The organism is Serratia rubidaea (assembly GCF_016026735.1).
Classification (GTDB): domain Bacteria; phylum Pseudomonadota; class Gammaproteobacteria; order Enterobacterales; family Enterobacteriaceae; genus Serratia_B; species Serratia_B rubidaea.
This window is the reverse complement of the sequence record NZ_CP065640.1, coordinates 2837913-2852463: the sequence shown is the minus strand read 5'-3', so window position 1 is coordinate 2852463 and position 14551 is coordinate 2837913. Positions and strand designations below refer to the sequence as shown.

The window sequence follows — 14551 nt, the reverse complement described above, 5'->3', positions numbered from 1 at the left end:
TCAGAACAATCAATCAAGAGAGGCAACATGCAAGGCGTTAAACGCAAACTGGTTTATGTCACCGCCTATGAACTTATCGGCATGACGATTTCGGCGCTCGGTCTGGCGCTGCTGTCCGGCAGCGCGCCCAGCAGCACCGGGCCGCTGGCGGTGATCATCACCACCATCGCGGTCAGCTGGAATTTTATCTATAACTGCCTGTTTGAATGGTGGGAGAGCCGTCAGGCATCGCGCACCCGTACGGTGAAACGGCGCATTCTGCACGCCGTCGGCTTTCAGCTGACGCTGGTGGTGTACCTGATTCCGCTGATTGCCTGGTGGATGGGGATTTCACTGACGCAGGCGCTGCTGCTGGATATGGCGCTGATCGTTATTATTCCGTGCTACACCTTCATCTATAACTGGGCGTTCGATAAGCTGTTCGGCCTGCCGACATCGGCGCTGCCGGCGGAAGAGTCCGCCTGAGCGGCCTGCCGTTACGCCACAATGCGTAACGGCACCAACGGTTCAGCGCGTCGTCAGCGCGCTGCGTACCGCTTCCAGCTCCTGCTTCAGTCCTCTGAGCCGCGTTTCATCCAACCCGGCGGAACACAACAGCTGCGGATAGAGGCTGTCGATGCCCTCACGCAGCTGCCGCGCCTGCGGCGTAACCCGCACGTGCACCTGCCGCTGATCTTCGCTGCTGCGCACCCGCATCACATAGCCGTGACTCTCCAGCCGCTTCAGCAACGGCGTGGTGGTGCTGGCGTCAATAAACAGCCGTTCGCTGATCTCACCGACGGTCAGCCCGTCCTGCTCCAGTAACAAAATCAACACCAAATATTGCGGATAGGTCAGCCCCATCTCATCCAGTAACGGCTGGTACACGCGGTTCAACGCCAGATTGGTCGAATACACGGCAAAGCACATCAACTTATCAAGCGTGATAGGTGATTGGTCGCCCATAATATGTCCTCTACGATCGATTTTATCGTTATAAATATCTTTTTGCTGTGTGGGATTACCCGACCATTGTATGAGAGATCCGACCTGTTGACCAGTGCCGTAATTTTGTATAAATTCAATAGATTAATGCTATTTTTCACACAAAATAATGGTGAACTATCAGATAGTGCGAATTATGAGGAGGGTTACCAAGCGGTGAGTGCGCGCGCTGTCACGTGGCAAAACCGCCGATGTTGTCCGCCGGACGTCAGGGTTCCGCGCTTTCCGGCGAGTATGCAGTCCGTTCTGGTTTACCGATAGCGCCATACCATTATCACCCCACGCCGGGAAAAGTCGGACAAATATATTTCTCTACAGCCTCCCGGAAAGCGGGAAATATATTACCCTGCTAATATTGCGGGCTAATAGTGAGAAGCTAATCACACTTCTATTTTTTCTGTTAATACTCCGATGAGTTATTTATCATCATGATAAATAATAACTTTTTAATAAAGATTAAAAAACAAACACACTTAATAACGATTTAACGCTCTTATTTTTTGCCTCGTTTAAGCAGAAAAGGTAGCATGCTTCGCCGTTATTTAATGGTTTGTGCACAAAGAATAAACAACGAGAGTGATGCCATGACTTCATTCTTATAACGGTTGCCACCGCAATCGTTTGCTTAGCTGTTGAGCGGGCTCAACAATAGACAGGAAAACAGGACGGATAATGAAATCACACACAAAATCCGCGCATGATAAACACGCGGCCAGAAGACGTTGGTTGGACTCCCATGAATCCGGTTATCACAAAAGCATGGGCAACCGGCAAATCCAGATGATCGCCATCGGCGGTTCCATCGGCACCGGCCTATTCCTCGGCACCGGCGGACGCCTTGAGCTGGCCGGCCCGGCACTGGCGCTGGTGTATCTGACGTGCGGCATCTTTTCATTCTTTATCCTGCGCGCGCTGGGCGAGCTGGTACTGCACCGCCCCTCCAGCGGCAGTTTCGTCTCCTATGCGCGTGAGTTCCTCGGCGAAAAAGCCTCTTACGTCGCCGGCTGGATGTATTTCCTCAACTGGGCGATGACCGGCATCGTCGATATCACCGCCGTCGCGCTGTATATGCACTACTGGGGCACCTTCGCCGACGTGCCGCAGTGGCTGTTCGCCCTCGGCGCGCTGGGCATCGTCGCCACCATGAATATGATCGGCGTGAAATGGTTCGCCGAAATGGAATTCTGGTTTGCACTGATCAAGGTGGCGGCCATTGCGCTGTTCCTGATCGTCGGCGTGGTGTTCCTCGGCCTGGACAAGCCGGTCGACGGCAACACCACCGGCCTGCACCTGATATCCGATAACGGCGGGCTGTTCCCGCACGGCCTGCTGCCGGCGCTGGTGCTGGTGCAGGGGGTAATCTTCGCCTTCGCCGGCATTGAGCTGATCGGCACCGCCGCCGGCGAATGCAAAGACCCGGAAAAAATGCTGCCGAAGGCGATAAACAGCGTGATCTGGCGTATCGCCCTGTTCTATGTCGGCTCCGTGGTGCTGCTGGTGCTGCTGTTGCCGTGGAACGCCTATCAGGCCGGCCAAAGCCCGTTCGTCACCTTCTTCAGCAAGCTCGGCGTGCCCTACGTCGGCACCATCATGAATATCGTGGTGCTGACCGCCGCGCTGTCGAGCCTGAACTCCGGCCTGTACTCCACCGGCCGCATTCTGCGTTCGCTGTCGATGGGCGGCTCTGCGCCGAAGTTTATGGCCAAAATGAGCAGCCAGCAGGTGCCGTACGCCGGCATTCTGGTGACCTGCGGCATTTACGTGCTCGGCGTCATCCTCAACTATCTGGTGCCGTCGCGGGTATTTGAAATCGTGCTGAACATCGCTTCTCTGGGCATTATTTGCTCCTGGGTGTTTATCATCGTCTGCCAGATGCGCCTGCGCGTCGCGATCAAAGAAGGCAAGGCCAAACCGGTCAGCTTCAAAATGCCGGGCGCGCCGTTCACCTCCTGGCTGACGCTGCTGTTTTTAGCGGTGGTAGTGGTGATGATGGCCTTCGACTACCCGAACGGCACCTGGACCGTCGCCACCATTCCGGTGCTGGCCATCCTGCTGCTGCTCGGCTGGTTCGGCCTGCGCAAGCGCGCCGCAGAGGTGCGGCTGGAGCAGCAGGCTCATGAACAGCAATCCCTGAAATAACGCTTATCTCCCCGGGGGCGACATTCGTCCCCGTTGTTCCCTTCCCGCGCGCTGAGCCGCCACACAACTCCCCTCGCTTATTTCCTGCCGCCCGTTGGCGTAATTTGACCTGCCCCGGCCATTTCCGGCGGGCTAGCGCAGTTAATGATGTCAACACGCCCAGTGCGGCGTTCAACAAGCGAGGAAATACCTATGATTTCTCTGCCGGACTACGCAGATTTGCAGACCTATAGCGGTGATGAAACGGCGGTCATGATTGAAAACCACTACCATCATGGCCTGTTTACCCGCGACGATAACGATCTCTCCAGCCCGGATAACGGCGCCACCGTATTACACGACGGCAAAAAGCGTCGCTGGAAGCGCAATATCAACAACGGCGATTACCATATCGACTGGTGGTATGAGCCAGGTGATGCGGACGACTATGCGTTAACCATCAACCGCGCCAATGATTTCCTGCAGGTAAGAGAAGATGAATGGGGATCGGTGCCAATTCCCACCACCCCGGCCGGCATTACCCTGATCGGGCCGGGCGGCGTGCGCGTCTGTAAAACCACCGCCAATTTAAAACTGTGGAAAAACTCTATCGACTTTAAGGGCACCATCCTTGATTTCCGCAACCCGACTCTGGATGAGGATAAAGACGACATCGAGTGCGTACGCGTACGTTACTGCCTGGGGGCGCCGGCGATTTATAATCTGCGCATCGTCGGCACCCGCGACCCGGAAAAGAAACTGAGCGGCCTGTGCGTCTATACCGACGCCCCAAATGTTTATGGCAAGCCCGCCGCACAGTTGCTGGTACAGAACGTCTGGATCAGCAACCTGCATAAGGGCATTGTGTTCGGCAACAACTCCTATATCCAAAGCTGGCACAGCGTTATGGTCACCAGCTGCAACTGGCCGATCTGGTCGCAGAGCGCCAGCAACGCCGGCGAAAAAATCGTGTTCTACAAGTGCCTGTTCGGCATCAGTAAAAACTACTATCAGGGCGTGCATACCCTGTTCTTCCGCGATTGCTCCTTTGATTACAGCGGCTTTAATAACGAAACCGATCAGTTGGCCAATAAAGACGATGGCCTGTTCGATCTGCGGGGCGGCACGCTGAACTTTAAAGACTGCCACTTTGAATGGGGCAATGAGTATTCGCGCAACTACCGCCCGGTATTTACCAGCAGCAACGGCGCCAAAGTGAAGATCAAGGACAGCGTCTGGCACAGCGTGAAAACCAGTCTGAAAGACACCAAAAAGGATGGAGATGGCCGGGTCGTTGTCGGCCAGCCCTATCAATATGTCGACTATTTCTTCTTTGACAAATCGGAGAAAAAAACCGGCAGGTGCTATATCGACGGCTTCGATCTGATCAATGCCGATATCAAGAAAGCCTGGTCGAATGGCCATATTGAGATGAAGAACATCGGCGCGCCGGGGCATATTAATATGTGGCGCATAATGTACCTCGGCGATGAAGTGAACCACCTGCCGGAACCGACCTGGAAAGAGGCCGGCGCGCTGCGTCTCAACAATGTGTACGCCGCCAGCGGCACGCGCATCTCGCAGACCGAAAGCTCGGATCTGGCATTGACGCTGCAAAACGGCGTGATTACCGCCACCACCAAAACGGCAGGCGACAAGGCGAAGCAGATTGCGCTTTACTTGCCGATCGCCAAAGACGATCTGGTGCTGTGGCGCTGCACGCTGGACAACCTGCAGGGGGTCGGCGAACAACTGGACGTCGCGATCAATACCTACTGGGGCCGCTACGAGCTGCAGGGCGATGCCGGCGCCGTCACCATTCAGGAGAAAACCTGTCAGTGGGGCCGCCCCGGCAAGCTCATGGCCGGCGCACCGCTTACCCTGACCGCGGATCGCATTACCGCGGTGGAAGCCGATGAAACACTGCCGCTGCCGGAGGGCTACGCCAACTATGCGCGTATCCTGATCACCCTGAAAGGCTTCGCCGGCAGCGCCGCCAGCCCGGCCTCGGTGGATATCAGTCAATTGCTGTGCCAGCGGATCAATATTGTTTCCCGCAACCCCAACAAGTCCTGGTAATCGCCGTCTCCGCCGCCCCGCCGGGGCGGCATTTCGCACGTATTGATTCCCGACAGCGCATAAAGCCCGCTATGTTGTGGCTATCGGCCACTTTCCTGCGAGCGCAACCGTGGATATTCAACGCTACCTGCAACACATCGCCTTTGACGCCACGCCGCGTGTGGATCTGGACACGCTGCAACGTCTGCACCACCGCCATATGCTGGCGGTGCCGTTTGAAAACCTGAGTATTATTTACCATGAGGGCATCGATCTGCGCGAGCAGGCGCTGTTCGACAAAGTGGTCAACCGCCGGCGCGGCGGCTTCTGCTATGAGCTGAACCGGCTGTTCGCCGCACTGCTGCAGCAGCTCGGTTTTACGGTGGCGGCGGTTTCCGGCGAAGTGCGCGCCCGTGACGGCAGCTTCGGCCCGCCGTATGACCATCAGGCGCTGATTGTCACGCTGGATCAGCCCTATCTGGTGGACGTCGGCTTCGGCGACGCCTTTCTGACGCCGCTGACCCTCGATGATACGCCGCAGCCGCAGGCCAGCGGCACCTTTTATCTGGAACGGGACGGCGACTATTTCTACCTGCAGCGGCGCAATGGCGATCGCACCTCCCATGCCAAAACGCTGTACCGCTTTACGCTGCAGCCGCGCGCCTTCGAGGAGTTCGACGCCATGTGCCACTACCACAGCCATTCGCCACAGTCGGGCTTTACCCAGCGGCTCGTCTGCTCCCGCCCCACCGCCGACGGGCGGATTACGCTGAGCGACAACAAACTGATTATTACCGCCGACCATCGGCGCACGGAAAGCACGCTGCACGATGAACAGCAGCGACGTGCGGCGCTGCTGCGTTACTTCGCCATTAGTCTATAGCCGCCGCGCAGGCGGCAATCGCCTGCGCTATCTCGCCGGAGCTCTTCAACGCCCGCACCTGGGCAAACAGATCGCCGGCCTCGGCGTACTCCTTACGCAGGTAGCCCAGCCACTGTTTGATGCGCGCCACGTGGTACAGGCCGGTATCGCCCTGCTTTTCCAGATGCGCATATTTTTGCAGCAGCCGCACCACCTGCGGCCAGGGCATCGGCGGCTCATTATATTTCACCACCCGGCTCAGGTTGGGAACGTTCAGCGCGCCGCGCCCCAGCATTACCGCATCGCAGCCGGTGATATCCATACAGCGGCGGGCGCTGGCGTAATCCCAGATTTCACCGTTGGCAATCACCGGAATGCGCAGGCGGCGACGGATCTCGCCGATGGCCTGCCAGTTGATGCGTTCGGCTTTGTAACCGTCCTCTTTGGTGCGGCCATGCACCACCAGCTCACTGGCGCCGGCCTGCTGCACCGCATCGGCGATCTCGAGGCTGTGCTGCGGCGAATCCCAGCCCAGGCGCACTTTCACCGTCACCGGCAGTTCGGCCGGCACCGCGGCGCGCATTGCCTGAGCGCCCCGGTAGATCAGTTCCGGGTCTTTCAGCAGCGTCGCGCCGCCGCCGCTGCCGTTGACGGTTTTCGACGGGCAGCCGCAGTTGAGATCGACGCCGTAGGAACCCAGCTCCACCGCGCGGGCGGCGTTTTCCGCCAGCCACTGCGGATGCTGCCCCAGCAGCTGGATGCGCACCCGCGTGCCGGAGGGCGTGCGGCTGGCGTGACGCAGTTCCGGGCACAGACGGTAAAACGACTTGGCCGGCAGCAGTTGGTCAACCACGCGCAAAAACTCGGTGATGCACAGATCGTAATCGTTCACTTCGGTCAGCAGTTCACGCACCAACGAGTCGAGAACGCCTTCCATCGGCGCCAGTAAAACGCGCATTATTCAACCACCCTGCAAAAAAAGACCAGCCATGATACGAGCGCCGCCCGCCGCAGACAAGACGCGGCCGGCACAAAAAAGCCGCCGATAAACGGCGGCCTGATGCATGCTGCGGGCGTTTACTCCGCCGGTCTGCTGCGACGCGGACGACGGGCCGGCGCGCCGCTGCGCGGTTTGCCTTCACCCTGCGGACGGGCGCGCTGGGCGCCGTTGCCGCGGTTGTCACGCTGGCCGCCGCCGTTGGCCGCGCGTTGGCCGCCGCCGTTACCGTTGCCGCGCCCAGGGTTGCCGTTGCCACGGCCGCCGCGCTGCTGGCGGCCATTGATGATCGGCTCAGCCTTGATGGTCGGATCCGGCTCATAGCCCGGCAGGGCGATGCGCGGAATCTCGCGCTTCAGCAGGCGTTCAATATCACGCAGCAGCTTGTGTTCATCGATACATACCAGCGAGATCGCTTCGCCGGTGCGTTCCGCCCGGCCGGTACGGCCGATACGGTGCACGTAGTCTTCCGGCACGTTCGGCAGTTCATAGTTCACCACGTGCGGCAGCTGGTCGATATCCAGACCACGCGCCGCGATATCGGTCGCCACCAGTACGCGGATGCGGCCGTCTTTAAAATCGGCCAGCGCCCGGGTACGCGCGCCCTGGCTTTTGTTGCCGTGGATCGCGGCGGCGGTGATGCCGTCTTTATTCAGCTGTTCGGCCAGATGGTTGGCGCCGTGTTTGGTGCGGGTAAACACCAGCACCTGACGCCAGTCGCCTTCGCCGATCATCTGCGACAGCAGTTCCCGCTTACGCTTCTTGTCTACAAAGTGCACGTGCTGCGTCACCTGCTCGGAAGCGGTATTGCGGCGCGCCACTTCCACCGACGCCGGGTTGTGCAGCAGTTTGCCGGCCAGCGCCTTGATATCGTCGGAGAAGGTGGCGGAGAACAGCAGGTTCTGACGCTTCGCCGGCAGCTTGGCCAGCACGCGGCGAATATCGTGGATAAAGCCCATATCCAGCATGCGGTCGGCTTCGTCCAGCACCAGGATTTCCACGTTGGACAGATCGACGGCGTTCTGATGCTCCAGATCCAGCAGACGGCCCGGGGTGGCGATCAGAATATCCACCCCGCCGCGCAGTTTCATCATCTGCGGGTTGATGCTGACGCCGCCGAACACCACCAGCGAACGCAGGCGCAGGTGCTGGCTGTAGGCGCTGACGTTCTCGCCGATCTGCGCCGCCAGCTCACGGGTCGGGGTCAGGATCAGCGCGCGCACTGGGCGGCGGCCTTTCACCGGGCTCGGTTTGCTGCTCAGCAGCTGCAATACCGGCAGGGTAAAGCCGGCGGTTTTGCCGGTGCCGGTCTGGGCGCTGGCCATCAGGTCGCGCCCTTCCAGCACCACCGGGATCGCCTGACGTTGAATCGGCGTAGGTTCGCGATAGCCCTGTTCTTCAACGGCACGCAGGATTTCGGCATTCAAGCCGAGGGTTTCAAATGACATAGTAGAGAAAAGCTCCAGCTCCTCCCTAACCTAAACAAATGTTCGGTGCAGTTTCACGGGAGGATGATCAGACGGGGCATAGGGACAGCGGCATTATCGCTCGCATATCCCCGGCATACCACGAGGGATTGGCACAAACTGCAAGTGCACCAGGTCGGCGATTGTAACAGATGTCGAACAAGAAAAGGTAAATTTCGCCAGGCAGCGCACATTATGCCGCTAAATGGCGGTTCAACACGAAAAAATCCGCTGCGCTTTCCGCTTGCATTTTGTCTGCTCAGGTCTAAAGTTAATCAAATGATTGATTAACTTTTGCGAGTAGCGCGTCTATGCCTTCTGCAGGAAATCATCACCCGCGCGGCGAGCAGGCGCGGCAACAGCTGATTGCCGCGGCGGTCGAAGTCTTCGGCGAATACGGCCTGGAAGGCGCCACCACCCGCGTCATCGCCCAGCGCGCCGGGCAGAATATCGCCGCCATCACCTACTACTTTAATTCCAAAGAAGGCTTGTACCTGGCGGTTGCCCAGTGGATTGCCGACTTTATTCAGCAGACCTTTCAGCCGCTGGCGGACGAAATTGACCGCCTGTGGCTGCTGCCGGCCGAACAGCGCCGTCCCGAGCTGTATCTGCAGCATCTGAAACGCGGCCTGTTGGCCTTCAGCGAGCTGATGACCCAGACCCATACGCTTAACCTCAGCAAAATCATGTCGCGCGAGCAGCTCTCCCCCACCGACGCCTACCCGCTGATTCACCAGCAGGTGGTGGCGCCGCTGCACGGCAAGCTGAGCCGGCTGCTGGCCGCCTATACCGGCCTGGAGGACGGTTCCACCAAGGTGATTTTGCACACCCATGCGCTGCTCGGCGAAGTGCTGTCGTTCCGCGTGGCGCGGGAAACCATCCGCCGACAGGCCGGCTGGCGACAGATTGGCGCACAAGAGGCCAAGCAGGTCGCCGCCGTACTGGCGGAACATATTGATTTACTGGTTAACGGCCTGCGCCAGCGTTACGGCGGCGGCCCCGACGTCTTACCGTTATAGGCAGGGAGAGATATGAATAAGCAACGCGTTGGTCTGGTGGCGATCGTGGCGATAGCGATCGCCGCCGTGGCGGCCGGTATCTGGTATTACGAACAGCGACAGGCAAAGCCGCTGACCCTCTACGGCAATGTTGATATCCGCACCGTGAATCTGGGGTTCCGCGTCAGCGGCCGCCTGGCTTCGCTGACGGTTGACGAAGGGGATACCGTCAAACCGGGCCAGCTGCTCGGCAAGCTCGACGACGGCCCGTATCAGAACGCCCTGCTGCAGGCGCAGGCCAACGTCGACAGCGCGCAGGCCAAGCTGGCGCTGCTGCAGGCCGGCTACCGCGATGAAGAGATCGCCCAGGTGCGCTCCGAAGTGGCGCAAAAGCTGGCGGCCTTCAACTATGCCAACAGCTTTTTACAGCGTCAGCAAGGACTATGGGCGAACAAGGCCACCTCCGCCGATGCGCTGGAGGACGCGCGCACCGCCCGCAACCAGGCGCAGGCCAATCTGCAGGCGGCAAGGGATAAACTGTCGCAATACCGCAGCGGCAACCGCCCGCAGGAAATCGAACAGGCCAAGGCGGCGCTGGCGCAGGCCACCGCCGCGCTGGCCCAGTCCAGGCTCGACCAGCAGGACACCCGGCTCATCACGCCGTCGGCGGGCACCATTCTGACCCGCGCGGTGGAGCCGGGCACCATGCTGAGCGCCAGCAGCACGGTATTTACCCTGTCGCTGACCCAGCCGGTCTGGGTGCGCGCCTACGTCAGTGAAGCCGATCTGGGCAAGGCGGTGCCGGGCAGCGAAATGACGCTGTACACCGACAGCCGGCCCGGCAAGCCGTACCACGGCAAGGTGGGCTTTGTCTCGCCGACCGCCGAATTCACGCCGAAAAGCGTGGAGACCACCGATCTTCGCACCGATCTGGTGTATCGCCTGCGGGTGATCGTCAGCGACCCGGATGACGCGCTGCGCCAGGGCATGCCGGTCACCCTGCATTTTTCTCAACCTTAGGGAAAAATGATGGAACAGGGCCACACCATTGATCTTGAAGGCTTGGAGAAACGCTTTCCCGATCTGGAGAAACCGGCGGTCGCCAGCCTGACCACCCAACTGCGCAGCGGCGCGGTCACCGGGCTGGTCGGCCCGGACGGCGCGGGGAAAACCACCCTGCTGCGCATGCTGGCCGGGCTGCTGCGGCCGAGCGCCGGCACGCTGCGGGTCGCCGGTCTGGATCCGATCGCCGACGATCGTAAGCTGCACGCCATTCTGGGCTATATGCCGCAGAAGTTCGGCCTGTATGAAGATCTGACCGTCATGGAAAACCTGACGCTGTATGCCGATCTGCGCGGCGTCACCGGCGAGGCGCGTCGCGCCACCTTCCAGCGCCTGCTGGAATTTACCGATCTCACCCGCTTCACCGGCCGGCTGGCCGGCAAGCTGTCCGGCGGGATGAAGCAGAAGCTGGGGCTGGCCTGTACGCTGATCGGCGAGCCGCAGGTGCTGCTGCTGGACGAGCCGGGCGTCGGGGTCGACCCCATTTCGCGGCGCGAGCTGTGGCGCATGGTGCACGAGCTGGCCAACGACGGCATGCTGATCCTGTGGAGCACCTCCTACCTCGACGAAGCCGAACAGTGCCGCGAAGTGCTGCTGATGAATGAAGGCCAGCTGCTGTTCAGCGGCGCGCCGCAGGAACTGACCCGGCGCATGGCGGGGCGCAGCATCCTGCTGGCGGCGCCGTCCGGCAGCCACCGCGCGCTGCTGCAGCAGGCGATCTGTCTGCCGACGGTGACCGACGGCGTGATCCAGGGCAAATACCTGCGGCTGATCCTGAAGCCGGACGCCGATCATCAGCAGGTGCTGCAGGATCTCCAGATTCCCGACGTCGAGCTGCGCGAGGCGGAGCCGCGCTTTGAGGATGCGTTTATCGATCTGCTCGGCGGCGGGCCGAACAGCAAATCCGCGCTGGCGGCGATCATGCCGACCGTCAGCGGCGACGGCGCGGAAACCGTGATTGAAGCGCAGAACCTGACGAAAAAGTTCGGCGACTTCGCCGCCACCGACCACGTGGATTTTCAGGTGAAGCGCGGCGAGATTTTCGGCCTGCTCGGCCCCAACGGCGCCGGCAAATCCACCACCTTCAAGATGATGTGCGGGCTGCTGGTGCCGAGCGACGGCAAGGCGCTGGTGCTGGGGATGGATCTGAAAACCAGCTCCGGCAAGGCGCGTCAGCATCTGGGCTATATGGCGCAGAAGTTTTCGCTGTACGGCAACCTGACGGTGGCGCAGAACCTCAAATTTTTCTCCGGCGTCTACGGCCTGAGCGGCAAAAAACAGCGGCAGAAAATGGCGGAAATGTCCGCCGCCTTTAACTTCGGGCCGATTATCAACCAGGCGCCGGACGCGCTGCCGCTCGGCTTCAAGCAGCGGCTGGCGCTGGCCTGCGCGCTGATGCACGAGCCGGATATTCTGTTTCTGGACGAGCCCACCTCCGGCGTCGATCCGCTGACGCGGCGCGAATTCTGGCTGCATATCAACGGCATGGTGGACAAGGGCGTTACGGTGATGGTCACCACCCACTTTATGGACGAGGCGGAATACTGCGATCGCATCGGGCTGGTTTACCGCGGCAAAATCATCGCCGCCGGCACGCCGGATGATTTGAAGCAGCAGGTCGCCAGCGAGCAAAACCCTAACCCGTCGATGGAACAGGCGTTTATCGAACTGGTGCAGGGCTACGACCGGGAGGAGCAGTGATGAACGATAATCCGGCGATCGGCAACGACAGCGCCTTCTCCTGGCGCCGGGTGCGCGCGCTGTGCCTGAAGGAGACGCGGCAGATCCTGCGCGATCCCAGCAGCTGGCTGATCGCCTTTCTGATCCCGCTGCTGCTGCTGTTTATCTTCGGCTACGGCATCAACCTGGATTCCAGCAAGCTGCGGCTCGGCATTCTGGTGGAGCAGCAAAGCGAAGAGGCGCGCGATCTGGTCAACGCCTTTGCCGGATCGCCCTATATCGATCCGACCATCAGCGATAACCGCCAGGCGCTGATCGGCAAGATGCAGGCCGGCGAGATCCGCGGCCTGGTGGTGATCCCGGTCGATTTCGCCCGGCGTATGGCGCGGCCGTACGACAGCGCGCCGATCCAGGTGATCACCGACGGCAGCGAGCCGAACACCGCCAACTTCGTACAGGGCTATACCCAGGGCGTCTGGCAAATCTGGCAGCAGCAGCGCGCCGAGGATGGCGGACGCAATGACAGGCCGCTGATCGAGGTGCAGATGCGCTACTGGTTCAACCCGGCGGCCATCAGCCAGCACTTTATCATTCCCGGCGCCATTACCATCATCATGACGGTGATCGGCGCCATTCTCACCTCGCTGGTGGTGGCGCGCGAGTGGGAGCGCGGCACCATGGAGGCGCTGCTGTCGACGCAGGTGACGCGCAGCGAGCTGCTGCTCTCCAAGCTGCTGCCCTACTATGTCCTCGGCATGCTCGCCATGCTGCTGTGTATGGTGGTGGCGGTGTGGGTGTTCGGCGTGCCCTATCGCGGTTCGCTGCTGCTGCTGTTTGTCATCAGCAGCCTGTTCCTTATCAGTACGCTGGGCATGGGGCTGCTGATCTCCACCATCGCGCGTAATCAGTTCAACGCCGCGATGGTGGCGCTGAACGCCGCCTTTCTGCCGTCCATCATGCTGTCCGGCTTTATCTTCCAGATCGACAGCATGCCGGCGGTGGTGCGCGCCGTCACCTATATCATTCCCGCGCGCTATTTCGTCAGCACGCTGAAAACGCTGTTTCTGGCGGGCAACATCGGCAGCATGCTGCTGATCAACCTGCTGTTTTTAATCGCCTCCGCCGTGCTGTTTATCGGGCTGACCGCCTGGAAAACCCAGCGACGTCTGGACTAGGAGCCTTCGATGTTTCATCGCCTATGGACGCTGATTGTCAAAGAGATGCAGTCGCTGCTGCGCGACCCGCAAACCCGCGCCATTCTGGTGCTGCCGGTTATCCTGCAGGTGCTGCTGTTTCCGTTTGCCGCCACGCTGGAGGTGACCAACGCCACCATCGCGGTGTACAGCGAAGATAACGGCCAGGCCTCGGTGGAACTGACCCAGCGTTTCGCCAAGGCCAAGGCCTTCACCCACGTGCTGATGCTGCGCAGCCCGCAGGAGATCCGCCACGCCATCGACAACCAGCAGGCGCTGCTGCTGATCCGTTTTCCGGCGCAGTTCTCACGCGATATCGCCAACGGCAACAGCGCGCCGCTGCAGCTGATCCTCGACGGCCGCAACTCCAACAGCGCGCAGATCGCCGCCAACTATGTGCAGCAGATCGTGCAGAACTATCAGCAGGAGCTGCTGGACGGAAGGCAGAAACCCAACAACAGCGAGCTGGTGGTGCGCAACTGGTACAACACCAACCTCGACTACAAATGGTTTGTCGTGCCGTCGCTGATTGCGATGATCACCACCATCGGCGTGATGATTGTCACCTCGCTGTCGGTGGCGCGGGAACGGGAACAGGGCACGCTGGAGCAGCTGCTGGTTTCACCGCTCACCACCTGGCAGATCTTTATCGGCAAGGCGGTGCCGGCGCTGATCGTCGCCACCTTTCAGGCCTCGATCGTGCTGCTGATCGGCATTTTTCTCTACCAGATCCCGTTCGCCGGTTCGCTGCTGCTGTTCTATTTCACCATGCTGGTGTACGGCCTGTCGCTGGTGGGATTCGGGCTGCTGATTTCGGCGCTGTGCGCCACCCAGCAGCAGGCGTTTATCGGCGTGTTTGTGTTTATGATGCCGGCCATTCTGCTGTCCGGCTACGTGTCGCCGGTGGAGAATATGCCGGTCTGGCTGCAGAACCTGACCTGGGCTAACCCGATCCGCCACTTTACCGATATCACCAAACAGATTTACCTGAAGGATGCCAGCTTTGACATTATCTGGGGCAGCCTGTGGCCGCTGCTGGTGATTACCGTCACCACCGGCAGCGCCGCCTACGCCATGTTCCGGCGGAAAATCGCCTGACAAACGCGCCGTTTTACCTGTCGCCCGGCATAAAA

The 14551-nt window shown here is 60.3% G+C and carries 12 protein-coding genes; 9 read left to right on the top strand and 3 right to left on the bottom strand.

Annotated elements, in window-relative coordinates:
* The first annotated feature begins 27 nt into the window (after positions 1 to 27).
* Entirely contained in the window at positions 28 to 465 is a 438-nt protein-coding gene (locus I6G83_RS13345; protein WP_054305969.1) for a PACE efflux transporter, read from the top strand.
* A gap of 42 nt (positions 466 to 507) precedes the next feature.
* On the opposite strand, the gene I6G83_RS13340 is transcribed toward I6G83_RS13345, so the two are convergent.
* Entirely contained in the window at positions 508 to 945 is a 438-nt protein-coding gene (locus tag I6G83_RS13340) for a MarR family winged helix-turn-helix transcriptional regulator (protein ID WP_054305968.1), read from the bottom strand.
* Between the two features lie 711 nt (positions 946 to 1656).
* Between I6G83_RS13340 and ansP the strand changes: the two genes are divergently transcribed.
* The 3 genes from ansP to I6G83_RS13325 all read left to right on the top strand — a co-directional run bounded on the left by ansP (position 1657) and on the right by I6G83_RS13325 (position 6043).
* On the top strand, positions 1657 to 3123 hold the full coding sequence (ansP, locus tag I6G83_RS13335; protein WP_054305967.1) for an L-asparagine permease: 1467 nt from the start codon (positions 1657 to 1659) through the stop codon (positions 3121 to 3123).
* Between the two features lie 192 nt (positions 3124 to 3315).
* Positions 3316 to 5181, top strand: a complete 1866-nt coding sequence (locus I6G83_RS13330; protein ID WP_054305966.1) for a hypothetical protein — start codon at positions 3316 to 3318, stop codon at positions 5179 to 5181.
* Positions 5182 to 5290: 109 nt separating this feature from the next.
* Positions 5291 to 6043: an arylamine N-acetyltransferase family protein gene (locus I6G83_RS13325; protein ID WP_054305965.1), complete on the top strand. Its 753-nt coding sequence runs from the start codon at positions 5291 to 5293 to the stop codon at positions 6041 to 6043.
* Here the strand turns inward: I6G83_RS13325 and dusC are convergent.
* Positions 6033 to 6980 (bottom strand): tRNA dihydrouridine(16) synthase DusC, encoded by a 948-nt coding sequence (gene dusC, locus I6G83_RS13320; RefSeq protein ID WP_054305964.1) that lies wholly within the window; start codon positions 6978 to 6980, stop codon positions 6033 to 6035. The two genes, I6G83_RS13325 and dusC, sit on opposite strands and share 11 nt — an antisense overlap.
* 119 nt (positions 6981 to 7099) lie before the next feature.
* Positions 7100 to 8467 (bottom strand): ATP-dependent RNA helicase RhlE, encoded by a 1368-nt coding sequence (gene rhlE, locus I6G83_RS13315; protein WP_015671418.1) that lies wholly within the window; start codon positions 8465 to 8467, stop codon positions 7100 to 7102.
* Between the two features lie 329 nt (positions 8468 to 8796).
* Between rhlE and cecR the strand changes: the two genes are divergently transcribed.
* The 5 genes from cecR to I6G83_RS13290 are packed head-to-tail and all read left to right on the top strand — an operon-like array spanning position 8797 to position 14516.
* Complete coding sequence (cecR, locus tag I6G83_RS13310; protein WP_054305963.1) at positions 8797 to 9504, top strand: transcriptional regulator CecR; 708 nt, start codon at positions 8797 to 8799, stop codon at positions 9502 to 9504.
* 12 nt (positions 9505 to 9516) lie between these two features.
* Positions 9517 to 10503 (top strand): secretion protein HlyD, encoded by a 987-nt coding sequence (gene hlyD / locus I6G83_RS13305; RefSeq protein ID WP_054305962.1) that lies wholly within the window; start codon positions 9517 to 9519, stop codon positions 10501 to 10503.
* 9 nt (positions 10504 to 10512) lie between these two features.
* Entirely contained in the window at positions 10513 to 12246 is a 1734-nt protein-coding gene (locus I6G83_RS13300) for an ATP-binding cassette domain-containing protein (RefSeq protein ID WP_054305961.1), read from the top strand.
* Entirely contained in the window at positions 12246 to 13400 is a 1155-nt protein-coding gene (locus tag I6G83_RS13295) for an ABC transporter permease (protein WP_054305960.1), read from the top strand. The genes I6G83_RS13300 and I6G83_RS13295 overlap by 1 nt, the downstream gene beginning before the upstream one ends.
* Before the next feature lie 9 nt (positions 13401 to 13409).
* Positions 13410 to 14516 carry an ABC transporter permease gene (locus tag I6G83_RS13290; RefSeq protein ID WP_054305959.1) on the top strand — a complete coding sequence of 369 codons (1107 nt, stop codon included), beginning with the start codon at positions 13410 to 13412 and terminating at the stop codon, positions 14514 to 14516.
* Positions 14517 to 14551 lie beyond the last annotated feature (35 nt).

What these genes read in the sequence shown, in the direction of transcription:
- I6G83_RS13345 (WP_054305969.1), top strand. Translation starts at nt 28, where the DNA reads ATGCAAGGCGTTAAACGCAAACTGGTTTATGTCACCGCCTATGAACTT.
- I6G83_RS13340 (WP_054305968.1), bottom strand. Translation starts at nt 945, where the DNA reads ATGGGCGACCAATCACCTATCACGCTTGATAAGTTGATGTGCTTTGCC.
- ansP (WP_054305967.1), top strand. Translation starts at nt 1,657, where the DNA reads ATGAAATCACACACAAAATCCGCGCATGATAAACACGCGGCCAGAAGA.
- I6G83_RS13330 (WP_054305966.1), top strand. Translation starts at nt 3,316, where the DNA reads ATGATTTCTCTGCCGGACTACGCAGATTTGCAGACCTATAGCGGTGAT.
- dusC (WP_054305964.1), bottom strand. Translation starts at nt 6,980, where the DNA reads ATGCGCGTTTTACTGGCGCCGATGGAAGGCGTTCTCGACTCGTTGGTG.
- rhlE (WP_015671418.1), bottom strand. Translation starts at nt 8,467, where the DNA reads ATGTCATTTGAAACCCTCGGCTTGAATGCCGAAATCCTGCGTGCCGTT.
- cecR (WP_054305963.1), top strand. Translation starts at nt 8,797, where the DNA reads ATGCCTTCTGCAGGAAATCATCACCCGCGCGGCGAGCAGGCGCGGCAA.
- hlyD (WP_054305962.1), top strand. Translation starts at nt 9,517, where the DNA reads ATGAATAAGCAACGCGTTGGTCTGGTGGCGATCGTGGCGATAGCGATC.
- I6G83_RS13300 (WP_054305961.1), top strand. Translation starts at nt 10,513, where the DNA reads ATGGAACAGGGCCACACCATTGATCTTGAAGGCTTGGAGAAACGCTTT.
- I6G83_RS13295 (WP_054305960.1), top strand. Translation starts at nt 12,246, where the DNA reads ATGAACGATAATCCGGCGATCGGCAACGACAGCGCCTTCTCCTGGCGC.
- I6G83_RS13290 (WP_054305959.1), top strand. Translation starts at nt 13,410, where the DNA reads ATGTTTCATCGCCTATGGACGCTGATTGTCAAAGAGATGCAGTCGCTG.